At 66.1% G+C, this 20,380-nt stretch carries 22 protein-coding genes; 11 read left to right on the top strand and 11 right to left on the bottom strand.

Annotated elements, in window-relative coordinates:
• Window positions 1–57: 57 nt before the first annotated feature.
• On the top strand, window positions 58–789 hold the full coding sequence (locus C442_RS03150) for a protein-L-isoaspartate O-methyltransferase family protein (RefSeq protein ID WP_008307752.1): 732 nt from the start codon (window positions 58–60) through the stop codon (window positions 787–789).
• Here the strand turns inward: C442_RS03150 and C442_RS03155 are convergent.
• Window positions 786–1,232 (bottom strand): DUF7382 domain-containing protein, encoded by a 447-nt coding sequence (locus C442_RS03155; protein ID WP_008307753.1) that lies wholly within the window; start codon window positions 1,230–1,232, stop codon window positions 786–788. The two genes, C442_RS03150 and C442_RS03155, sit on opposite strands and share 4 nt — an antisense overlap.
• 75 nt (window positions 1,233–1,307) lie before the next feature.
• Between C442_RS03155 and C442_RS03160 the strand changes: the two genes are divergently transcribed.
• Window positions 1,308–2,372 carry an ATP-binding protein gene (locus C442_RS03160; RefSeq protein WP_008307754.1) on the top strand — a complete coding sequence of 355 codons (1,065 nt, stop codon included), beginning with the start codon at window positions 1,308–1,310 and terminating at the stop codon, window positions 2,370–2,372.
• 14 nt (window positions 2,373–2,386) lie between these two features.
• Here C442_RS03160 and crcB read toward each other — a convergent pair whose 3' ends face one another.
• The 3 genes from crcB to C442_RS03175 are packed head-to-tail and all read right to left on the bottom strand — an operon-like array spanning window position 2,387 to window position 3,479.
• The gene (crcB, locus tag C442_RS03165) at window positions 2,387–2,746 is read right to left on the bottom strand and encodes a fluoride efflux transporter CrcB (protein WP_008307755.1); all 360 of its coding nucleotides are present in this window, start codon (window positions 2,744–2,746) and stop codon (window positions 2,387–2,389) included.
• On the bottom strand, window positions 2,746–3,129 hold the full coding sequence (locus C442_RS03170; RefSeq protein ID WP_008307757.1) for a fluoride efflux transporter FluC: 384 nt from the start codon (window positions 3,127–3,129) through the stop codon (window positions 2,746–2,748). Before C442_RS03170 ends, crcB begins: the two co-directional genes overlap by 1 nt.
• A 2-nt stretch (window positions 3,130–3,131) precedes the next feature.
• The gene (locus C442_RS03175; RefSeq protein WP_008307758.1) at window positions 3,132–3,479 is read right to left on the bottom strand and encodes a hypothetical protein; all 348 of its coding nucleotides are present in this window, start codon (window positions 3,477–3,479) and stop codon (window positions 3,132–3,134) included.
• A 309-nt stretch (window positions 3,480–3,788) separates the two neighbouring features.
• On the opposite strand from C442_RS03175, the gene C442_RS03180 reads away from it, so the two are divergent.
• The 4 genes from C442_RS03180 to C442_RS03195 all read left to right on the top strand — a co-directional run bounded on the left by C442_RS03180 (window position 3,789) and on the right by C442_RS03195 (window position 9,106).
• Complete coding sequence (locus C442_RS03180) at window positions 3,789–5,750, top strand: archaea-specific SMC-related protein (RefSeq protein ID WP_008307759.1); 1,962 nt, start codon at window positions 3,789–3,791, stop codon at window positions 5,748–5,750.
• Window positions 5,751–5,794: 44 nt separating this feature from the next.
• Window positions 5,795–6,412, top strand: coding sequence for a rod-determining factor RdfA (gene rdfA / locus C442_RS03185; RefSeq protein WP_008307760.1), 618 nt, complete (start codon window positions 5,795–5,797; stop codon window positions 6,410–6,412).
• A 216-nt stretch (window positions 6,413–6,628) separates the two neighbouring features.
• On the top strand, window positions 6,629–7,732 hold the full coding sequence (locus C442_RS03190) for an aminotransferase class V-fold PLP-dependent enzyme (RefSeq protein WP_049942800.1): 1,104 nt from the start codon (window positions 6,629–6,631) through the stop codon (window positions 7,730–7,732).
• 78 nt (window positions 7,733–7,810) lie between these two features.
• On the top strand, window positions 7,811–9,106 hold the full coding sequence (locus C442_RS03195) for an NUDIX domain-containing protein (RefSeq protein WP_008307762.1): 1,296 nt from the start codon (window positions 7,811–7,813) through the stop codon (window positions 9,104–9,106).
• A gap of 24 nt (window positions 9,107–9,130) precedes the next feature.
• Here C442_RS03195 and C442_RS03200 read toward each other — a convergent pair whose 3' ends face one another.
• Complete coding sequence (locus tag C442_RS03200; protein ID WP_008307764.1) at window positions 9,131–9,877, bottom strand: MBL fold metallo-hydrolase; 747 nt, start codon at window positions 9,875–9,877, stop codon at window positions 9,131–9,133.
• Window positions 9,878–9,974: 97 nt separating this feature from the next.
• On the opposite strand from C442_RS03200, the gene C442_RS03205 reads away from it, so the two are divergent.
• A complete protein-coding gene (locus tag C442_RS03205; protein ID WP_008307766.1) occupies window positions 9,975–11,111 on the top strand; it encodes a site-2 protease family protein in 1,137 nt (378 codons plus the stop codon).
• A gap of 176 nt (window positions 11,112–11,287) precedes the next feature.
• Window positions 11,288–12,142, top strand: coding sequence for a ZIP family metal transporter (locus C442_RS03210; protein ID WP_008307768.1), 855 nt, complete (start codon window positions 11,288–11,290; stop codon window positions 12,140–12,142).
• Between the two features lie 9 nt (window positions 12,143–12,151).
• On the opposite strand, the gene C442_RS03215 is transcribed toward C442_RS03210, so the two are convergent.
• The 3 genes from C442_RS03215 to C442_RS03225 form a co-directional block, all read right to left on the bottom strand.
• Window positions 12,152–12,451: a CPCC family cysteine-rich protein gene (locus tag C442_RS03215; protein WP_008307770.1), complete on the bottom strand. Its 300-nt coding sequence runs from the start codon at window positions 12,449–12,451 to the stop codon at window positions 12,152–12,154.
• Between the two features lie 75 nt (window positions 12,452–12,526).
• Window positions 12,527–12,811: a DUF6360 family protein gene (locus C442_RS03220; RefSeq protein ID WP_008307772.1), complete on the bottom strand. Its 285-nt coding sequence runs from the start codon at window positions 12,809–12,811 to the stop codon at window positions 12,527–12,529.
• A gap of 34 nt (window positions 12,812–12,845) precedes the next feature.
• Complete coding sequence (locus C442_RS03225; protein WP_008307774.1) at window positions 12,846–14,009, bottom strand: nicotinate phosphoribosyltransferase; 1,164 nt, start codon at window positions 14,007–14,009, stop codon at window positions 12,846–12,848.
• Window positions 14,010–14,142: 133 nt separating this feature from the next.
• Between C442_RS03225 and C442_RS03230 the strand changes: the two genes are divergently transcribed.
• The gene (locus C442_RS03230) at window positions 14,143–14,940 is read left to right on the top strand and encodes a DUF3592 domain-containing protein (protein ID WP_008307776.1); all 798 of its coding nucleotides are present in this window, start codon (window positions 14,143–14,145) and stop codon (window positions 14,938–14,940) included.
• A 28-nt stretch (window positions 14,941–14,968) separates the two neighbouring features.
• Here the strand turns inward: C442_RS03230 and C442_RS03235 are convergent, their stop codons facing one another.
• Window positions 14,969–16,327 (bottom strand): Hvo_1808 family surface protein, encoded by a 1,359-nt coding sequence (locus C442_RS03235; protein WP_008307777.1) that lies wholly within the window; start codon window positions 16,325–16,327, stop codon window positions 14,969–14,971.
• The gene (locus C442_RS03240; protein ID WP_049942799.1) at window positions 16,320–17,777 is read right to left on the bottom strand and encodes an Hvo_1808 family surface protein; all 1,458 of its coding nucleotides are present in this window, start codon (window positions 17,775–17,777) and stop codon (window positions 16,320–16,322) included. Before C442_RS03240 ends, C442_RS03235 begins: the two co-directional genes overlap by 8 nt.
• A gap of 147 nt (window positions 17,778–17,924) precedes the next feature.
• On the opposite strand from C442_RS03240, the gene C442_RS03245 reads away from it, so the two are divergent.
• The gene (locus C442_RS03245; protein ID WP_008307779.1) at window positions 17,925–18,497 is read left to right on the top strand and encodes a cysteine hydrolase family protein; all 573 of its coding nucleotides are present in this window, start codon (window positions 17,925–17,927) and stop codon (window positions 18,495–18,497) included.
• A 105-nt stretch (window positions 18,498–18,602) separates the two neighbouring features.
• Here the strand turns inward: C442_RS03245 and C442_RS03250 are convergent, their stop codons facing one another.
• On the bottom strand, window positions 18,603–19,460 hold the full coding sequence (locus tag C442_RS03250; RefSeq protein WP_008307780.1) for a hypothetical protein: 858 nt from the start codon (window positions 19,458–19,460) through the stop codon (window positions 18,603–18,605).
• A 223-nt stretch (window positions 19,461–19,683) separates the two neighbouring features.
• Between C442_RS03250 and C442_RS03255 the strand changes: the two genes are divergently transcribed.
• On the top strand, window positions 19,684–20,367 hold the full coding sequence (locus C442_RS03255; RefSeq protein WP_008307781.1) for a lipoyl protein ligase domain-containing protein: 684 nt from the start codon (window positions 19,684–19,686) through the stop codon (window positions 20,365–20,367).
• Window positions 20,368–20,380 lie beyond the last annotated feature (13 nt).

The raw sequence follows: 20,380 nt of genomic DNA on the forward strand, positions 1-20,380 counted from the left end.
TTCGACAGACGCCGCCGTTGTCGCGCCATTGATATAGCTCTGGTCGAATATACTGGTATGGACCCAGCGGTACTGCGGGACGACATGGTCGACAGCCTGCAACACGAGAGCAAGGGTGTTGTCCGGAGCGCGTGGCTGTCGGCGGCGATGCGTGCCGTCCCCCGGGAGGCCTTCGTCGGCGAGCAACAGGCCTACTCCGACCGCCCGTTCGAGCGCCTCGGCACGCGTGTGCTCTCGCCCAGTACCGCCGGTCGAGTGCTCGAAACCCTGTCACCCGAGGAAGACGACGACGTGCTCGTGGTCGGTGCCGGTGTCGGCTACACGGCCGCGGTGCTTGCAGAACACGTCGGTGCGGCCAACGTTCATGCGATAGATATCACGCGGCGGCTCGTCATCGAAGCCCGGCAGAACCTGGCAGAAGCAGGTTACGACGCCGTCCTCGTGGACCGTCGTGACGGGGCTGCCGGGCTGCCCGAATACGCACCGTACGACCGTATTCTTCTGGAAGCCGCCGCAATCGACCCGCCGCGGGCGCTCCTCCAGCAACTGACCGATGACGGTCGACTGGTGATGCCGCTTGGCACCGGTGAACAGTCCCTCGCTGTCGTGGAGGCCGACGGCTCGGTCACGCGACACGGCACCGTCGCGTTCCAGCCGATGCTCGTCGAGGGCGAGCAGGCCGACACCGTCGAGCGCAACCGGACCCACCGTGAAGACCGCGAGCGCGCCCGCCGGGCAGCCCAGTCCCGCGCCGGCTGGGAGCAGGAGTGGATCGACTGGGACGGCTAGGGCGACTCGACGACGAGCAAGTCGGTGTTCGAGCGGGCGTCCTCGTAGTTGCTCCCAGCCGGTGGTTTCACTTCGAACGTGACGGTGCCGTCCTGTTGATTCGGTCCGAGCGACGGCGACAGTGAGAGGGTCGCGTTCCCTGCACTCCCTGTCTCGCCAGTCTTAACCGACGAGAGCGTTGCAGTCCCGCTTTTCGCGACCACCGTCGCGCCGGAGACGGGCGACCCCTTCGAGTCGACGACAGTGACAACTACGTCCTGTGTCCCCGGATTAGCCACTTCGGGATGTGGCTCAACATCGACCTCGGTTACTTGCAACGTCTCGATTCCGGAGATGGTGCTCATCATCACGGAGAGGCAGGCGACGCCGACCACCAGCGCGATGACCAGACGTATCGGCAGTCCCTCGATAGCACGTTCGTCGCGCCACAGCGAATCTGACATGGGTCAGGGTGGCCCCGGGTTCGTACTTGAATCCCCGGACGAACGTTCAAATATCAGAGCGGAGCAACCGCCGGCATGGTCGTTATCGGACGCGAGGAGGCGACGGGGGCGACGGCGCGGCTGGGTCACTATCGGGCCCGCGACGGGAGCCGCGGCGCTGCGGTCGACCTCGATGTCGACCGGCCACACGTCGGTCTCGTCGTCGGCAAGCGAGGCTCGGGGAAGACGTACACGCTCGGCGTCCTCGCCGAGGGCCTGCTGGCTGCCGAGGGGGTCTCGCCGGTCGTCGTCGACCCGATGGGGGCGTTCACGTCACTTAGCGCCGCGGACGTGTCTGTCACGGTGGTCGACCCCAGCGTTCGCGCGGACGCGCTCGACCCGCGCCAATGGTGTGCGGTGCTCGGCCTCGACCCGGAACGGGGCGCGGGAGCGCTCGTGTGGCGAGCGGCGAGCGAGCGTTCGACCCTCGAGGGGATGCGCTCGTGGGTGGCTGATTCAGATGCGGCGGCGAGCACCGGCCGCGCAGCGGCAAACCATCTTGCGCTCGCTGCGTCATGGGATATCTTCGATGCTGCGGGTATCGAAACGGGGGCGCTGTGCAGCGACGGCCTGACCGTGCTCGACGTTTCGGGACTCGATTCGCGGCCAGCCGGCGCGGTCCTCGCCGCTGTCGCGACTGCACTTTACGATGGTCGGATGGCTGGGCAGACGGACCGGCTGCCGTGGCTGCTGGTCGACGAAGCGCACGCGTTCACCGACGGCGTCGCCCGGCGTCCGCTCCACCGACTCGTCACTCGGGGCCGCCAACCCGGGGTGAGTTGTGTGCTGGCGACACAGCGACCCAGCGCCGTGCCGGCGACGACCGTCTCGCAGACGGACCTGCTCGTCGCCCACCGACTGACGAGCGCGGCCGACATTGACGCGCTGCGGGCGGCCCGGCCGACGTATCTCGACGGTGATCTCGCGGCCCGGCTCCCCGAGACGACTGGTGACGCGCTCGTTGTCGATGACGGCACTGAATCTGTTCATCATGTAACGGTCCGCGAGCGGCGGACGCCCCACGGCGGCGAGACGCCGCGGGCAAGCGACCTCGAAGCAGACAGGAACCACGAAGTCTCTGCGGGGGGTCCTGAAACCTGAGGGGCCGGCGGGATTCACACGATCTGCACGATGCCCCAGGCCAGCCCGATTGCGGCCAGCGCACCGACGAGATTGCCGACGGCGTTGAGTACGGCCAGCGCTACATAGCCGTCCTCCCATAGCCGCACCGTCCCGACGGAAAACGAGGAAAACGTCGTGAACGAGCCACATGCGCCGACACCGACCAGCAGTGCCGCGTCCCCGGTCACACTGGCGAACGTCAGCAGTCCGAGGACGAAGCTCCCGATAACGTTCACCGTGAGCGTCCCGAGCGGGAGCGTCTCTCGCTGGACAGCCCCCGCCAGATAGTGGCGACAGAGTGCCCCGATAGCGCCGCCGGTGCCGACAAGATGCGCGGGCTCGATAGCGACCATCAGCGCTCACCACCGGCGAATAGTCGGACGGCTTCACGACCGACAAGGACACCGGCAAACCCCAGAGCGTAGCTGCCGACGATGTTCGCGACGGCCCACTCGGGCGTTAACACCGTCTCAACCGCGAACGTGCTGTAGGTGGTAAACGACGAGATGAAGCCGGTCGACGCGGCCAGCTTCGTCTCGCTGGCCAACGCACCGACCTGCAGCCCTTCGTACACGAGTACGCCGAGCGCGAAACTGCCGAGGACGTTGACCAGCAGCGTCCCCTGCAACCCCGGAACAAAGAGGCCGACGAAGTACCGGAGGTTCGAGCCGGCGAACCCCCCCAGCCCCACGAGGACGATGGTTTCGACCGTTACCAGTGGGTGGGTGTCTGCCATCCTCACTCCCCGAGTATCTCCGCTAGCCGCGCTTCACCGAGCGTGTCGACGAGCTGTGCGAGTTCGATAACCCGTTCTTCGCCGAGCGCGTCGACGAGTTCACGGATCTCTGCCGGGTCGAACGTCCGGGCGACGTAGCCGAGGTTCTCCACCATCCGCGTCGTCCGGTCGAGTGTCTCTTCGTCGGGTCGTAGCGTTAGCGGCCGGTTCGTGAACTTGCCGTTTTCGTTGAAGTAGCAGAACCGTAACTCGGCGGTGTCGCTGTCATCCGGATCGACGATCTGCAAGACACCGTACCCACTGTCCCACTCGTCCAGTTCGACCTCGAGCAGCGTTTCGTAACGGGTCATACGACCTGCTTCCGATCACGCCGACTTATAGGTTGGCATCTAACGAGGTCCACAAGCGGTTGAGATTGCTATCCACAATAAAACGCCAGTATCAGAGCGATCTACCCTCTCTCCCTGTCGCCAATCCCTCCGTATCGGAATAATATTGGTACAGGTGTTATTCCGGAATCGGCTGTCAGTCTGTGCGCTGTCTGCCGTGTATCATCACCGTCGAGTCTGGCGTGTCCGCCCGCACTCGGGACGCCAAGTGTGTAATTTGGTTTTCGGCAATGAAATTATTTTTATATCCGCTCCGACTACAGCAGACCAATGCCAGAATCAAAGCAAGGATCTAGTGTCGCCCATTTCGATGTCACCAATATCGGTGGGATCGACGAGACGTCAGTCGAGATTCCACCGGGCGTGACGGTGCTGACGGGAAAGAACGCCACAAACCGGACGTCGTTTCTGCAGTCTATTATGGCGGCAATGGGGAGTACGCAGGCCACGCTGAAAGGCGACGCTGACGAGGGGGGCGTTGCCCTCACGTATGGGGATGAGGTGTACGAACGGACGCTCACGCGGGCGGGGGACGCTGTCCAGTTCGACGGCGACGGATACCTCGACGACCCCGAGGTCGCTGACTTGTTCGCGTTCCTCCTCGAAACCAACGAGGCGCGCCGGTCCGTGGCTCGGGGCGACGACCTCCGCGAGATCATCATGCGGCCGGTCGACATCGACGCGATCCGTTCGGAGGTCGAACAGCTGGAAGCGGAGAAGGGCGACATCAACGACGAGCTCGCCACGGTTGAATCTCGCCAGCGCGACCTTCCGGACCTCGAACAGCGCCGGACCGAACTCCGCGAGCAGATCGAGGAGAAACGCGAGGAACTGGCCGAGCGGGAAGAAGAGATCGACAACAGCAGCCGAGATATCGAGGAGAGCCGTCAGGAACAGGATGTCCTCGAAGAGAAACTCGACGAACTCCGTTCGACACGGTCGGATCTCGAATCCGTCCGGCGGGACATCGAGGCACAGGAGGAGAGCATCTCCTCGCTGAAACGTGAACGATCTGACCTCGAAGACGAACTGGACGAACTGCCGGAGACGCCGATGGGCGACCAGCAGCACCTCGAAGACGAGATCGCAAGCCTGCGCGACCAGCGCCAGCGGCTGAACAGCGAGATCTCCGACCTCCAGAGCCTCATCCAGTACAACGAGGAACGGCTCGAAGAGGAAGACTACGACGTCATCCAGTCACTCGAAGACGCGCCCGAAGGCTCCGACGGCGCGGTGACGGAGCAACTCCTCGAAGGCGAGGACGAGGAATCCGTCGTCTGCTGGACGTGTGGCTCGACGGTCGACCGCGAGCAGATCGAAGACACCGTCGACCGCCTGCAGGACCTCCGCCGGGGGAAGGTCGAGGACCTCAACGACATCAAGTCGGAACTCGACGATCTCAAGACCGACCAGCGCGAGGCGGAAAAGAAGCAGCGCCGTCGCGAGAACGTCGAGCGGAAGATACAGGAGACCGAAACGGAGATCGAACGCCGCGAAGAGCAGATCACCTCCCTGAAGGAGCGGCGCGAGGAACTGACTGACGACGTCGAGTCGCTGGAAGACGAGGTCGACAACCTCGAATCCGAGGACTTCGACGAGATCCTCTCGCTGCACCGGGAGGCGAACCAGCTCGAGTTCGAGATCGATAGCCTGGAGTCCGACCTCGACGACGTGTCGGCCGAGATCGAGGAGATAGAGGAGATGGTCAAACGGGCCGACGACCTCCGCGAGGAGCGCGATGCCCTCATCGAGGAACTCACCGACAAGCGGACGAAAATCGACCAGATCGAGGCCAACGCCGTCGACGAGTTCAACGAGCACATGGACGCTATCCTCGGCATTCTGGAGTACGAGAACCTCGAACGCATCTGGATCGAACGCGTCGAGCAGACCGTCCGTGAGGGACGTCAGAAGGTCGACCGAACGGTGTTCGAGCTCCACATCGTCCGGACCACCGAGAACGGCGCGGCTTACGAGGACACCATCGAGCACCTCAGCGAGAGCGAGCGCGAAGTGACCGGGCTCATCTTCGCTCTCGCGGGCTATCTGGTGCACGACCTCCACGAGAGCGTTCCGTTCATGCTGCTGGACTCGCTGGAGGCCATCGACTCCGCGCGCATCGCCGAACTCGTCGAGTACTTCGCCGACTACGCCGAGCATCTCGTCGTCGCCCTCCTGCCGGAGGACGCTCAGGCGCTCGACGACGACTTCAACCGCATCACCTCGATCTAACCCCGTAGTCTTTTACTTCCGGTTACCGTACGTGGGAACAACAGATGGCGAATACGACAGACGGCCGGCCGTCGAGCAAAGTCGCTCGGCTCATCGACGAGTACGAACTCGATGGACTCGGTGCGGAGATGGAGGCCCGCTGGACGGGCGACGGTGAAGAGCGCATGAGCCTCCGTGACCTCGCGGAGTTTTTCAACAAGCGCCTCCTCGAACGCGAGCTGGTCGATGCGGGCCTGAGTGCCCTCGAAAGCGACGTGGAATCGACCTACGAGAACCTCACCGGTGACGACATCAGCACGGGCGTTCGGACTGACACGGTCAACCGACTCGAACGCAACGGCGTCGACGTCGATGGTCTCGAAACCGATTTCATCACCTACCAGGCTATCCGGTCGTATCTGAAGGAGTGGCGCGGCGCGGAGTACCAGGGGCTGTCCGACGACGAGAAGATCGAAAAGGATCTCGAGAGCATTCAGCGGCTACTGACCCGAACGCTGTCGGTCACCGACCAGCGCATCGAGAAACTGCGCGACACGGGCCGCATCGACATCGAGGACTTCGAGGTGTTTCTGGACGCGCAGGTGCTGTGCCAGTCATGTGGCAGCCAGTACGCCGTCGCGGAGTTCTTCGAGCAGGGCGGCTGTGAGTGTCAACAGGACTGAGTCGCTCCTCCAGATTCCATCTACTGTTCGGGAGAGCGACAACGATCAGAAAATACTGAAACAACCGACTGGGGTTGTGGAACGCAACAAAATAAAATGCCTCACCGATTCGGACGCCCGCAGAAACAGAACTGTCCTGCTGTCCCGGACATCGGCTGGCGCAACCGGCTGCTGGCTCACACAGGGCTGAAGGCGTCGGGGGCCATCGAAACGGACATGGACCCAGCCGAGCTCCGAGCGTCGATTCCGGCACTCGAACGGTGTACGTACTTCAACACGGGGGCAAGCGGGCCGACGCCGCGCCCTGTAGTCGACGCTGCGACGGCGTTTCTCGAACGCCACGCCTTCGATGCACCTGCCGGCGACGGCCCTTACACGGTTGCGTGGGACGCTATCGCGGCGGCCCGCGAAGTCGTCGCCGGCCACATCGGAACCGAGGCCACCAACGTCGCGTTGACTCGCAGTACCGCCGATGGGGTCAACATGATTGCGGGGGCTATCGACTGGCAGCCCGGCGACGTGGTTGTCCGGACTGACCTCGAACACCCCGCCGGAACGCTCCCGTGGGACCGGCTGGCCGACACCCACGATATCGAGGTCCGCGTACTGGAAACCGAGGGTGGTCGGCTCGACATGGCAGACGTGAAAGACGCCGTGGCCGACGCCAGACTGGTGGCGCTGAGTTCGCTCACCTGGACACACGGGACCAGACTTCCGGTCGCGGATGTCGTCGACGTGGCCCACGACGCCGGCGCGCAGGTACTCGTCGACGCCGTCCAGTCCGTCGGGCAACACCCCGTCGACGTGACCGAATGGGGCGCGGATTTCGTGGCCGCGGCGGGGCACAAGTGGCTGCTTGGTATCTGGGGCGGCGGGTTCCTCTACGTCGACCCGGACGCGTACAGCCGGTTGCGCCAGACTCGCATCGGCTACCGGAGCGTCGAGAATCCCACTGGGGCCGGATATGAATACTACGAGGGTGCGCGCCGGTTCGAGGTCGGCACCACCTCGCCGGTCCCGTACGTTGCGCTCGCGAACGCTATCGAGACGGTCGAGGGGGTGGGATTCGATACGATCCAGCCCCGTGTCGAACGCCTGACTGACCGGCTTAAGGACGGCCTCGACGACCGACTGCTGAGCCCCCGCGACTACGAGTCGGGACTCGTGACGTTCACTGCCGACGACCCCGAGGCGACCGTCGAGCGACTCGCGGCGGAGGGTGTCATTATCAGGTCGCTCTCCCACCCCGAAGCGCTCCGGGCGTCGGTCCACGCGTTCAACACGGCTGACGACATCGACCGCTTGCTCGACGCGCTGTAGTTCTCTCAACGCGTCCCGCCTCGACTGTGGCTCTCACTGGCCCGGACTTTCTTGCCCCGGCCAGCCGTCTCTCCTCGCATGGAGACACGCCCCGTCGTGACGTGCTTCCTGCGCAGCGAGGGCGAGGTGTTGCTGTTGCGCCGGAGCGATGCAGTCGGCTCGTATCAGGGCCAGTGGAGCGGGGTCGCGGGACACGTCGCCGACGACGCTGGCCGGGACCGGGACCCGGAGACGGCCGCGCGGGCCGAAATCGACGAGGAGACCGGGCTGGCTGACGCGGTTACGCTCGTCCGTCAGGGCGACCCGTTTCGGGTCGCTGACGACGACCGGGGCGTTCGATGGGTCGTTCATCCGTTCCTGTTCGACTGTGCGGCCCGCACAGTCGCGACTAACGAGGAGACGACCGAGACTGCGTGGGTCCACCCGCCCGAGATACTGGTCCGCGAGACGGTCCCGCGGCTGTGGACCTCCTGGGACCGCGTTCGCCCGCGAGTGGCGACAGTACGCGAGGACCGGACCCACGGCTCGGCGTGGCTGTCGCTCCGGGCGCTGGAGGTGCTGCGCGACGAGGCCGCCCTGGCTGACGCCGGACGGAGCGACGACATTGAGACGGCCGAACGGGACGGCGACGGCTGGGACGCGCTCGCCGCCCTTGCCGCCGAAATACGTGCGGCGCGTCCCTCGATGGTCGTCGTCGCGAACCGTCTCGACCGAGCGATGGCTACCGTCACCGACAAGTCCCCGGCGGCTGTCGAGCGGGCGGCGACCGAAACGCTGAATCACGCGGTGACCGCCGACCGCGTCGCCGCCGCCGTCGCCGCCAAGCACGTCGGTGACCGCCTCGCGACGCTGTCTCGCTCTGGGACAGTCCGTGCAGTGGTCGACGCCGCTGCCCCAGAGGCCGTGCTCGTCGCCGAGTCACGGCCCGGGGGTGAAGGCGTCGGCGTCGCGGAGACGTTCGCCGACAGCGCCGCGGTGACGCTGACTACTGACGCGGCGTTCGGTCACGAACTGGATGCGTGGAACGCCGACACGCTCATCGTCGGGGCCGACCGCGTCCTTCCGGATGGCCGCGTGGTCAACAAAGTTGGTACCCGTCCCGCGGCGCTGTCAGCGGCCGCCGCGGACGTGGACTGCTACGCCGTGTGTGCGACGGACAAGTTCGCGCCGCGCGCTGCGTGGGACAGGGAGGAACGCGACTCCTGGGAGGTGTACGACGGTGACGCCGATATCTCAGTGTCGAATCCTACCTTCGATGTGACACCGGCGTCGGCGGTGACGGTCGTCACCGAGCGCGGCGTGCTCGGGCCGGACGAAATCGAGGAGGTCGCCGACGCCCATCGGGATCGGAGCGAGTGGGCCGAACGCGGGTAAGATTCGAGATGTGCGGGCACTCGCTCACTGCTCGTCCAGTACGACCGGGACGCCGGCCTCGGCCACGTCGGCGGCGAACTCTCTGGAGTCGGCTTCGAGGTTCGAGAAGGTGTTGTAGTGGACCGGCATCACGAGGTCCGGGTCGATAGTCGCCGCGAGGGCGGCGGCCTCGTGGCGGTCCATCGTCGCCCGCGGGCCGATGGGCGGACACAGCAGCGACACCTCAAGGGTCCGATGCCCCGGCAGTACGTCCGAATCACCCGGATAGAACGCCCTGGTCCCCTCGACGGCGACCATGAAGCCACAGCCGAAACCCTCCGGATGATAGGGCGTTCCGTCGGGGAGCGTGTGCGGGCCGTCCGGTTCGTTATACGCCGGCGTCGACCAGATGGGCACATCCTTGACCGTCGTTTGTGATTTCATCCCGACCTCGACCACGTCGTAGGGGAGCGAGGACAGCGGCGGGAGGTCCCGGTCGCCGACGCGCTCGTCGATGCCCTCGTAGGCGACGACTGTCGCGTCCTCGCTTGCGACGCGCTCGATGCCGTCCGGGTCGTAGTGGTGGACGTGGGTCACACACACCACGTCGCCGTCCTCCGGCCGATAGTCGCTGCTGGGCGGATGGCCGATACCGTCCGTGTGGGGCTCCCACTCGCCGGTGAGCACGCCGTACCGGCCGGGGTCGACGTACACCACCGTGTCGTCGCTGGCGAACCGGAGCGTCGCGTACCCCAGCCAGTCGACGGTCAGCCCGTCGTGTCGAACTGTCATTAGGTGTCCGTACACGCTACACCCTGAATAAGGCCGCTACTCGTCGGCGTCATCCCTAGTCAGAAGTTATACCCGGCCACTGTTCGTTTGGCTTCCCGTGCGAAACTTCCACATCACGACGGTCTGGGGGATTCCGATACGAGTCAACGTCTCGCTGTTGATTTTCCTGCCGGTGCTGGCCTGGATTATCGGTAGCGGGGCTCAGATATCGGTGTACGCCGGCATCGTGAGCGCTCTCTCCGGCGTGACGCTCGACCTCACGGTGCTGACCGCGGGCCAGACGCCGTGGCTCATCGGCACCGCCGCGGCGGTGGGTCTGTTCGCCAGCGTCGCACTGCACGAACTGGGCCACGCCTGGGCGGCGATGCGCTACGGGCTCCGGGTAGAGTCGATCACGCTCTGGATTCTCGGCGGCCTCGCCAGCCTCGAATCCATGCCCAAGGAGTGGAACCGGGAACTCGTCATCGCGCTGGCCGGCCCAGCCGTGAGTATTCTGACCGGGCTCGCCTGCTACGCCGCGCTGTTCGCCCTGCCGGCGGGCGCGCAGGTGACACTGTTCGTCGTTGGCTGGCTGGCCGTCACCAATCTCTTCCTCGCCGTGTTCAACATGCTGCCGGCGTTCCCGATGGACGGCGGCCGCGTCCTCCGGGCGCTGCTGGCGCGGAAGCGGCCCTACGCGACGGCGACCCGCATCGCCGCTCGAATCGGGACCGGGTTCGCCGTGCTGTTCGCCGTCGTCGGCGTCCTCTCGTTCAGCCCGCTGCTGTTGCTGCTCGCACTGTTCGTCTACGGTGCTGCGTCGAGTGAATCCCGCACGGTTGCCCTGGCCGCCCTGCTGGAAGGGCTGACCGTCGACGACGTGGCCAGCCCGCTCGACGCGACTATCGAGGCCAGCGCCAGCGTCGAGGACCTCGTCGACCGGATGTTCGCCGACCGGCGGACGGAGTTCGCTGTCACGCGCGGCGGCGACGTGGTCGGCGTCGTCACCGTCGGCGATTTCAGGGAACTCTCGAAGGCCGAACGTGAGGCCGACACCGTCGCCGACCTGATGGAGACCGACCTGCCGCGCTTTGCCTCGGAGACGGCCGCTTTCGACGCGCTCGTCCAACTCGACACCGCCAGAGCCACCGCCGCCTTCGTCGACGGCCCCGAGGGGACCCGTGTGGTCTCCCGCGAGGACTTCTCCAGCGCGATGGAGATGCAGCGGCTCGTCGGGTCGCCGGAACCGTTCTAACACAGCGTTTACTCGCTCGAATATGGTCCCTACCAGTAGAAGGCGCTACCTGAAGCCGGCTGGACAACCTGAGCGAGCCGGGGTTTTCCGATCTGTACGGGGACGACACCAGAACCTGAGACGCCCCCTCCCGACTGCCGGTACATCCAAGAGGGGGCGACGTCCACTACTCGACAATGCAATCCGGGTTCGTCGACCTGTTCGTCGACCTCGTCGGCACCGACCCGCTGATAAACGGCCTCGTCGGCGGGGTCATCATCGCGACGATGAACCTCTTCGGCGCGTCGCTCGTGCTGGTCTGGCGTGACCCCTCGGAGCGGGCGCTGGACACGGCGCTGGGCTTCGCCGCCGGCGTGATGCTGGCCGCCGCGTTCACGAGCCTCATCATCCCCGGTATCGAGGAGTACTCGGCCGGAAATCCGATTCCGACGCTCGTCGGCGTCGCGCTCGGCGCGCTGTTCCTCGACCGGGCGGACGGCCTCGTCCCGCACGCCCACTACCTCCTGACCGGGAGCCGCCGGTCGGACGCGGCCAACCCCAGTCAGGACCTCTCGGTCGACGAGTCGAAACTGACGGGCGTCATCCTGTTCATCCTCGCGATCACGCTGCACAACGTTCCTGAAGGGCTGGCCGTCGGTGTCGGCTTCGGCGCGGCCGCCGGCGACCCGCTCCGGATCGGGGGCGCGATTTCGCTGATGCTCGCCATCGGCATCCAGAACATCCCCGAGGGGCTGGCCGTCTCCGTCGCGGCAATCAACGCGGGTCTGGACCGGCGACTCTACGCCGTCTTCACCGGGATTCGTTCCGGCGTCGTGGAAATCCCGCTCGCGGTGCTCGGCGCTGTCGCCGTCGTGACCGTCGAACCGCTCCTGCCCTACGCGATGGGGTTTGCGGCGGGCGCGATGCTGTTCGTGATTTCCGACGAGATAATCCCCGAGACGCACCAGCGCGGCTACGAACGCGTCGCGACGCTCGGCCTGATGGCCGGCGTCATCGTCATGCTGTATCTGGATATCGCGCTCGCGGCCTGAGTTCGGGCACTACCCCTCGTAGGGCCAGTTCGGGTCGCGGTCGAGGCCCGTCGGCTCCTCGCAGTCCCCGGCCTCGTCGGGGGAACACGCCCCGTGTTCGCTGAAGTTCTCGCGCGCTTCCGTCAGCGACACATGGTTCGTATCGCTGACGAACTCCGCGTCGCCGAACTGGATTGGGTCGTCGAGCCAGTGACACACCGGACACATCTCGTACGACCCGGGCCGCCCCTCGGGGAGTGTCTGGTAGCCACAGCACGGGCAGTAGCCCAGCTCCCGTGCGGCTGGATTACCGGGCGTCTCGGTTGACATATCTCGTGGTATGTGTTTTCACACCATAGAATTACCGAACCGTCGTAACGACTGAATGTCACTGAGAGTGACAGACTACTCCGATTGTGCGTCTTCGACCTTCCCTGCGTATTCCTCCAGTTCGGTTGCCAGTTCGCGGGCCTGGGCCGCCGACAGCGTCACCGAGTCCGCATGTGGTTTCACCGCGTCGAGGTCGGTGTTGTCCATCTCTAACTGGAGTTCGACGTGGTCCGGGTTCTTCCGCGGCGCGGTCACGTTCAGCACGGCCAGGGCCTCCTCCTCGAAGCCGTGGCCCTCTACCTCACCGTCGAGCAGGTCGAAGGTCGTGTACGCGTTGACCTTCATGATACGGTCGACCATACCCCGTATTTGCAGGCCCGAGACTTAACGCCCGTTACTCGGCCGCGGTCACGCCCTCATAGCCGACCCGTTCGGCGTCCGCAGCCGCGCGGTCGATGGCCCCGTCGAGGTCGAACTCCCTGACGACTTCCCCGTCACGAATCAGTGGTTCCAGTAGCGACTCGGCGTCCGCTGGCCCGTCGCGGTCGGCCAGACCGATGTGGTGGCCGCCGTCGGCGGTGCGGTACACGGACTTTCTGCCCGTGAGCTTCCCCCGCTTGGCCGCCGGCTCGCCGTCCAGTTCGACGATGTCCAGCGCGAAGTCCAGCGGATCGGCGTTGGCGACGTAGCTCCCGACGCCGAAGCCGTCGGCCACGTCCCGAAGCTCTCGCATGGTTGCCGGAGTGATACCGCCCGAGAGGAACAGGTTCACGTCCTCGTGGCCGTAGGCGTCCAGCGTCCAGCGCACCTCTCGGACGATGTGGCGGAAGTCCCCGCGGCGCGACCCGGTGGTATCCAGTCGGACGCCCGCGAGGTCGTCGACGGCTTCCGCTGCGCGGAGGGCTTCGTCGGTCTCGTCGCTGTAGGTGTCCGTCAGCGCGATGCGTGGCGTCTCTTCCGGCACAGCGGCGTCGAACGCTTGCCACGCGTCCTCCTGATTCCCGCGGCCGAAGCAAATCATCAGCGCGTGGGGCATCGTCCCGCCAGCGTCCCGGCCGATGATTTCTCCCGCGGCGACGTTCGAGATGCCGTCGAGGCCGCCCAGCAGCGCCGACCGCTCGACCATCGCGCCTATCGATGGGTGGACGTGCCGCGAGCCAAAGGAGAGAACCGTCGACTCCGGTGCGGCGTACCGGGCTTCTAGCGCCCGCGTCGCGACGCCAGTCGGATGCGAGAGAAAGCCAAGCAGCGCCGTCTCCAGGCGACAGAACTCCCGGTACGGCCCCTCGATTCGCATCACCGGGCCGCCGTCGAACAGTTGGCCCTCGGGGAGCGCGTCCACGTCGACGGGTCGCCCCTCCAGCAACGCGGCGGCGTCTTTCAGCCCCGCCAATAGCTTCCACTGCCCCGTCGCGAACTGGTTCGCCGTCACCTCGGTGACCACGTCCGGGTTCTTTCCCGCGTGTTCCAGCGCCTCCATCGTCCGGTCGAAGTAGGCGTCGGTCGCCCGCCCCTCGCGAATCGCCTCTGGCGAGACGACGTCGAACTCCTCGGTCATTGGGTGGTCTAGGACCGGGGGCCTGAAAAAGCGGTCCGATTGGCGGTCGCGAGATGCCGTTTTCAGCACGTCGCGGTCTTCCGAGGATTCGCACTCGTAACGCTTTCTGCGGTACCGCAGGTATCCACCGGGCGTGCTCAGTCCTCGCCGCTCCGTCGCCCTCCTGTTAGCGCTCGCGCTGCTTGCGACCGGGACCATCCTCGGCGGTTCTCAGTACCGGACCGCGACTGGCTATGCCACGACGACAGGCACGGTCGAGGCTAGCGAGATGGACACGTACACCGAGATCGGACGACCGACGCTGGGTGGCAATCAGCACTACCGGCCGAACGTGACCTACACCTATCGCGTCGACGGCCAGGCCTACACGGGTCGCGACATCGCTTTCGGGTCCGACATCGACACGAACCGGCGGGACCGCGCCGTGCAGGTGCTGTCGAACTACGATACGGGGGCGTCGGTACCCGTCTACTACAACCCGGACAGTCCCGGTGACGCCTACCTCGTTCAGCGCTTTGACTTCTTTCCCGCTGGCGTCCTGATCGCGTTCGGCCTCCTGCTGCTCGGCGACACATTGACGCCGCGAACGCGGTGGCTACGGTTCGTCCTCTCACGGATTCCGCTGAACCGGGACGAGCGCGACCCGTTTTCACAGTCCGATGCCGGTGGTGACGTTCCGGACGACCCCACGCGGATTCTCGACCGAGACACCGCGGACGGCGGGAGCAAGGACGCCACGAGGGACACAGACGCACCAACCAGCGGCCGCTGGGCCGTCGCCCTCTGGGCCGTCTGTGGCCTCGCTTCGCTCGGGACGGTCGCCGTCTATCTCGCTGTCTCGCGGCCACCGTACGACCTGACTGCGTACGCGACAGCTCTCGTCACCGTCATCGGATTCGGCCGCTTCGCGTACCGTCGCACGCTCGGTTAGCCGGCGCTCGCCCGCTGACGCGCCGCATTCAGCCTGCTGGCTGGTGAACCTCGTCGAGGTCGCTCACCGTCGGCCCGTTGACGATGCGGACGGTCTTGCCGGACCGGACGACGCGGAAGGCGTCGTTAAACTGGTCGTCCGCCGGGACGACGTAGACGTTGCTTCGGGGCTGGCTGGCGTCGTGTTCCTCGGTCAGCGCCGCTCGATACGCCTGTGCGAACTCGCTGGCGTCCTCCTCGGTGTCCCAGCGGGTCTCCCAGACGTAGCCGTAGCCGCCGGAGCCGTTGCGATACGGTACGACGAGGTCGCCGCCCCAGCCCGCCGATATCTCGCTCTCGTAGCTGTAGCGGTCGCCCTCCGTCTGGCCGTTGTGGTACATCATCGCGTAGATCGAGGTCTCCCCGACCGTGTCGCCGACCGGGTCGTGGTCGAAGCGGCTCCACTCCTCGTTCGAGCGGTCCGCGACGCTGACGTTCACGGGCTTCTCATCGGGATATTTCTCCGGGTGGAGCACCTGCTCGGTGCTATCGGGGAAGTCGTCGTGAAGGGCGTCGACGGCGTCCCAGCCGCCGTCAGAGCGCACCTGGTCGACGAACCGCGGCCCGGTGACGTAGGGCTGGTAGAGGACGGTGAACAGCCCCTCGTTGTAGCTCGGTTCCTGGCTGGCGTCGTCTCCGTCGCTGCTTCCGCCGTCGTCACTGGCCCGGTCCGGGAGGGCGATACAGCCCCAGCCGTCACCACAGCGGCGCTCGTAGAGGATGCGGACGTAGTTGGCCTCGCCCTCGGTGACGCCTTGCCGAGACAGTTGCGTGTCCTGTGTCTTCGTGGACCCGTTCAGCCCGAAGTGCTGGTCCTGCAGGGCGTGAACGAGTTCGTGTGAGAGCGTCCGCCGGTCGACCTGTGGCGTCTCCGCCGGGCTGACGATGACGATTTCGTCCTCGCTCGGTGAGTAGTAGCCCTGCACTGTCGTCGAGAGCGTGTCGTCGATTTCGTCGCTGCTGCCCGAATCCTCGCCGATGAGCAGAAGCGCTTCCCACACCTGGTCGTTCCAGGGGTCCTGTGGACGACTGCTGCCGCCGCCCTCGTTGCCCCCAGACCGGTTCTGGTACTCCGACCGGGAGATGACCGAAACCGGGACCGGCTCTTTGAACTCTAGGTCGCGGACCTGCTCGACGCGGGCCATCGTCCGGGCGACGACGGCCTCCCGTTCTGTCTCGTTCAAGCCGTCGTCAGTCGTCACCGACACCGAGTCGTCGTACCAGTAGCCGTTCTCGTAGCCGATAGCGTCTCCCCCGTTCGGTGTCTCGGGGTGGTCGCTGCCGCCGAAGGACGGGACTGTACAGCCCGCCAGGACGACCGCCAGCACAATGAGCAGTTCCTTACGCATCGTGGACCTCGTCGAGTTCGTCGGCCGTCGGCGCGTTCACGACGGTGACCGTCTCCCCGTCGACTCTGACGGCGACAGCGTCGGTGTAGGGACTGTCTTCCTCGATGAGCCAGTGGCCCTCCGCGGTTCTGGTGCCGCCCCAGTGGGCGATGACCTCCTCCCAGGCGTCGGCGAATTCGCGAGCGTCGGCCTCGCTGGCCCAGGTCGTTTTCCAGACGTAGGCCGTCTCGTCGCCGTTGTCGTAGACGTGCATCTGGCCGCCCGCCCAGCCGTCGGTCGCGGGCAGGTCGTAGTTGTACGGGTCGTCGCTGTCCAGCGACCCGTCCTCGTAGTTGATGACGTCACGCGTCCGGACGACGCTCGACTCGTTGTAGTCGTCGGCGATAGTGTACGCCATCGATCCGGCGATGGCAGAGGGGCCGACGACGGCGTAATCGGGGCGGTCCCGGTCGGTCGAGGGCCTGACCCGCTCCCAGTCGTCGCTGGACCGGTCCGCAAGCGAAACTGACTCGGGTTCCCATTCGGGGTAGCGCTCGGAGTAGGTCACTTCGGCGGCCCCGTCGGGATAGTCGTCGTAGGCGTCGTTGACAGCACTCCAGCCGCCGCGGTCTCGGAGATCTCCGATCAGGCCGGGACCGTCGCTATAGGGGAAATACTGCATGAAGTTGATGCCGAAGTGGCGGTCGCCGCCGCCACCGCCGCTCTGGGCGGGCCTGTCGATACAGCGCCACGCCTCCCCACAGCGGTCGGTGTAGGTCTGGGTGACGGCGACGGCGTCGCCTTCGACCATTCCGTTTCGACCCTGCACCTGATCCCGCGTCCGCGCGTCACTTTCGAGACCGAAGTGCTGGTCCTGCAGGGCGTGGACGAGTTCGTGGGCCAGCGTCCCCCGGCTTATCGTCGGCGTCTCGGAATCGCTGACGATGACGATTTCACCGCGCTGGCTGCTGTAGTAGCCAAGCACGCTCTCCCCGCGGTTGCTGTTCTGGACGGCGATGGAGTCGCGGTCCTCGCCGATGAAAAACAGCGCCTCGAACTTCGCGTTGTCGAACCGACGCAGCGAATCGCCGGTTTCGCCGCCGCCCGTGTTGTTTCGATACTCGGCTCGCGAGACGACGGAGACCGGCACTGTCTCCTCGAACTCCAGCCCGCGAATCCGCTCGACGCGGGCCATCGTCCGGGCGACGACGGCTTCCCGCTCTGTCTCGTTCAGTCCGTCCTCGGTTGTTACCGACAGCGATTCGTTGTACCAGTAGCCGTTCTCGTAGCCCAGCCGGTCCGTCGCAGGCGCTGGCGGGGCGGAGTCGTTGCTCCCGTAGTCGGTCGCGGGCTCGCTAGCAGTCAGGTCGTCGCCACCGGTTTCCATCTCGGGCGACGCACTGGGTGCCTGACAGCCTGCCAGTAACAGCACAACGGCACAGAGAACGACGAGGGCGAAAGGGCGACGCATCTACCTTTAGAGTGGGTTACCACAGTGAAAAGTCACACGCTAATCGCGGGAACATTCGTCGGTCAGAAAGACTGCTCGTGTTTGTTCTCGCCGTCCGAAATACACCGTGGGAGTAACTTTCGTAGTCGCGCCCTCCCAAGGTCCCGCATGGAACTCGACCCAGCACAGACCGCTCTGGTCGTCGTCGATATGCAGAACGGCTTCTGTCACCCCGATGGAAGCCTCTACGCACCGGACAGCGAAGCGGCTATCGAGCCCTGCGCCGAACTCGTCGAGCGCGCCCGTGAGGCCGGCGCGAAAGTCGTGTTCACTCGCGACGTCCATCCACCCGATCAGTTCGAGGACACCCACTACTACGACGAGTTCGACCGGTGGGGCGAACACGTCGTCGAAGGTTCCTGGGAGACCGAACTCGTCGAGGACCTCGACCGGCAGGACGAGGATCTGGTCGTCGTCAAGCACACCTACGACGCCTTCTACCAGACGGAACTGGAGGGGTGGCTCGACGCCCACGGAATCAAGGACCTGGCTATCTGTGGCACGCTCGCGAACGTCTGCGTGCTCCACACCGCCTCTAGCGCCGGCCTGCGCGACTACCGCCCGGTCCTCGTCAAGGACGCCGTCGGCTACATCGAGGAGGACCACCGCGAGTACGCACTAGACCACGCCGACTGGCTGTTCGGCGAACTGACCGACCGAGACGAACTCGCCTTCGCCTGACGGATGGCTGGGGACCCTGCTCGCGGCGACGTGGCCGAGGTCAAGGAAGGTCCCGAGTACGACCTGGACTTCCGCGCACATCCCGAGCGGTACGACAAACCATAGTCACAGCGACGCCTTGTCACCGGTCGTGGCCCGCTCGATGGTTACCTGCACCTCGTCACCGACGGCGAGGTCGATGCCTTCGCCGACGAGCTTCGCGCCGAAGCGCTCGCGGCCACAGAACAGCGCGATGCCGGTTATCGGTTCGCCGTTTGCCAGCACGGTCAGGTCGTTCCATGCGACCGTTCGGCCATCGGCCGTCCCGACACGCGTTCCGGCGATAGCGGTGGCCGCTGTCCCCCTGCTGGCCAGCAATCCACCGCCCGAGTAGTGGGGGAGGCCACCGTCGAGAACGCCCGACTCGTCGCCATCGACGTCGTTGGCGATGCCGACAAAGGACTCGCCCGGAGCCGGATGTGCAGGTTCGTCCAGTCGAACCCACGTCTCGCCGCCGTCGACGACAGTGCCGGTCCCGTCCCAGGACAGCGGCGTCACGTCGACGGCCACGTCGACCGGCAGCGACCCCGACGCCCGGTAGGGGTTGGCGTCCGGGGCTCGGAAGCCGAGGTGGATGTGGTTCGGGACCCACGGCGCGAAAAAGCCCGCCCGGACCAGCTCCCCGAGGTCGTCGCCGACGGCCACCGTCTCGCCGGGTTCGACGGCGGGGTCGACGTGCAGCAGTCGCGCAACGGTGTCGCCGGTATCGACCAGAATGAGGTGGTCGTGCTCGGCGGCGTATGCCTTCGGCGGAGCCTGCACTGTCTTCGTGTCGAGCACTTCGCCGGCGACCGGCGACGGCGCGCGGTCGCCGTCGGGATAGAGGTCGATGGCACACCCCTCGTCGTGGGCGTCGAACGGCGAGTTGTACAGGGAAAACCGGTAGTACTGGACGAGCACGTCCCGCGATATCGTGACGGGCATCGACGGCGATTAGGGGTGTACCGCTATGGCTCTGTCGTCCGAGGGTTCAAGACCCATGCCGGGGCCACCGCTTCGTGTGCGCTGACGAGGACCGCGGCGGGGGCAGCGGGAGCGCGACACGTCCCGCCGCGATAGCTGTGTGTCGCCTGTTCGCTATCCGCCGCTGAGGGGTATCTGCTTGACCGGCAGATCGTTTTAAGACCGAGGGGCCGCACGGTCCGCTATGCGTCTGCTACGGGGCCGCGCCGCCGACCCGGAAACCGACTTCGAGCGGACCCGCGAGATGGCCGAGACGGTCGCCGAAGACCGCGAGCCAGCTCTGCGAGCCTGGCGACCGCACAGACAGGTCGCGTTCGGCCGCCGCGACACGAACAGCGACGGCTACGACCGAGCGCGCCGGGCCGCTCGCGACCGGGGGTACACCGCCATCGAGCGCGCCGTGGGGGGTCGCGCCGTCGCCTACACCGGGTCGACCGTCTCGTTTTCGCTCGCCGTCCCGACCGATGACCCGCGAGGGACCATCGACGACCGCTACGAGTGGGCCAAAGCCGCTGTGCAGCGCGCGCTCGACGACTGCGGAATCCCCGCTCGGACAGGTGAACCGGACGCCTCCTTTTGTCCGGGGAGCCACTCGCTCCAGGCCGACGGCAAGATTGCCGGGCTCGCCCAGCGCGTCCGCCAGTCCGTGGCTGTCGTCGGCGGTATCGTCGTCGTTCGGGACCACGAGTCTATCGCCGAGGTGCTGGCTCCCATCTACGAGGCGCTCGACGTTCCGTTCGACCCGATGAGCGTCGGGAGCGTCGCCAACGCCGGGGGGACCGACGACCCCGACCGGGTCATCGCGGCGCTGGAGCGGTCGCTGGCTGACGGCCGCGACGTGTCGGTGAACGCTATCCGAGAGACTTAGGGGTGCGCCCGGC

Source organism: Haloarcula amylolytica JCM 13557 (genome assembly GCF_000336615.1).
Taxonomy (GTDB): domain Archaea; phylum Halobacteriota; class Halobacteria; order Halobacteriales; family Haloarculaceae; genus Haloarcula; species Haloarcula amylolytica.

Bases quoted from the DNA above. Each gene is read 5' to 3' on its own strand.
- C442_RS03150 (WP_008307752.1), top strand. From the start codon at position 58: ATGGACCCAGCGGTACTGCGGGACGACATGGTCGACAGCCTGCAACAC.
- C442_RS03155 (WP_008307753.1), bottom strand. From the start codon at position 1,232: ATGTCAGATTCGCTGTGGCGCGACGAACGTGCTATCGAGGGACTGCCG.
- C442_RS03160 (WP_008307754.1), top strand. From the start codon at position 1,308: ATGGTCGTTATCGGACGCGAGGAGGCGACGGGGGCGACGGCGCGGCTG.
- crcB (WP_008307755.1), bottom strand. From the start codon at position 2,746: ATGGTCGCTATCGAGCCCGCGCATCTTGTCGGCACCGGCGGCGCTATC.
- C442_RS03170 (WP_008307757.1), bottom strand. From the start codon at position 3,129: ATGGCAGACACCCACCCACTGGTAACGGTCGAAACCATCGTCCTCGTG.
- C442_RS03175 (WP_008307758.1), bottom strand. From the start codon at position 3,479: ATGACCCGTTACGAAACGCTGCTCGAGGTCGAACTGGACGAGTGGGAC.
- C442_RS03180 (WP_008307759.1), top strand. From the start codon at position 3,789: ATGCCAGAATCAAAGCAAGGATCTAGTGTCGCCCATTTCGATGTCACC.
- rdfA (WP_008307760.1), top strand. From the start codon at position 5,795: ATGGCGAATACGACAGACGGCCGGCCGTCGAGCAAAGTCGCTCGGCTC.
- C442_RS03190 (WP_049942800.1), top strand. From the start codon at position 6,629: ATGGACCCAGCCGAGCTCCGAGCGTCGATTCCGGCACTCGAACGGTGT.
- C442_RS03195 (WP_008307762.1), top strand. From the start codon at position 7,811: ATGGAGACACGCCCCGTCGTGACGTGCTTCCTGCGCAGCGAGGGCGAG.
- C442_RS03200 (WP_008307764.1), bottom strand. From the start codon at position 9,877: ATGACAGTTCGACACGACGGGCTGACCGTCGACTGGCTGGGGTACGCG.
- C442_RS03210 (WP_008307768.1), top strand. From the start codon at position 11,288: ATGCAATCCGGGTTCGTCGACCTGTTCGTCGACCTCGTCGGCACCGAC.
- C442_RS03215 (WP_008307770.1), bottom strand. From the start codon at position 12,451: ATGTCAACCGAGACGCCCGGTAATCCAGCCGCACGGGAGCTGGGCTAC.
- C442_RS03220 (WP_008307772.1), bottom strand. From the start codon at position 12,811: ATGGTCGACCGTATCATGAAGGTCAACGCGTACACGACCTTCGACCTG.
- C442_RS03225 (WP_008307774.1), bottom strand. From the start codon at position 14,009: ATGACCGAGGAGTTCGACGTCGTCTCGCCAGAGGCGATTCGCGAGGGG.
- C442_RS03235 (WP_008307777.1), bottom strand. From the start codon at position 16,327: ATGCGTAAGGAACTGCTCATTGTGCTGGCGGTCGTCCTGGCGGGCTGT.
- C442_RS03240 (WP_049942799.1), bottom strand. From the start codon at position 17,777: ATGCGTCGCCCTTTCGCCCTCGTCGTTCTCTGTGCCGTTGTGCTGTTA.
- C442_RS03245 (WP_008307779.1), top strand. From the start codon at position 17,925: ATGGAACTCGACCCAGCACAGACCGCTCTGGTCGTCGTCGATATGCAG.
- C442_RS03250 (WP_008307780.1), bottom strand. From the start codon at position 19,460: ATGCCCGTCACGATATCGCGGGACGTGCTCGTCCAGTACTACCGGTTT.
- C442_RS03255 (WP_008307781.1), top strand. From the start codon at position 19,684: ATGCGTCTGCTACGGGGCCGCGCCGCCGACCCGGAAACCGACTTCGAG.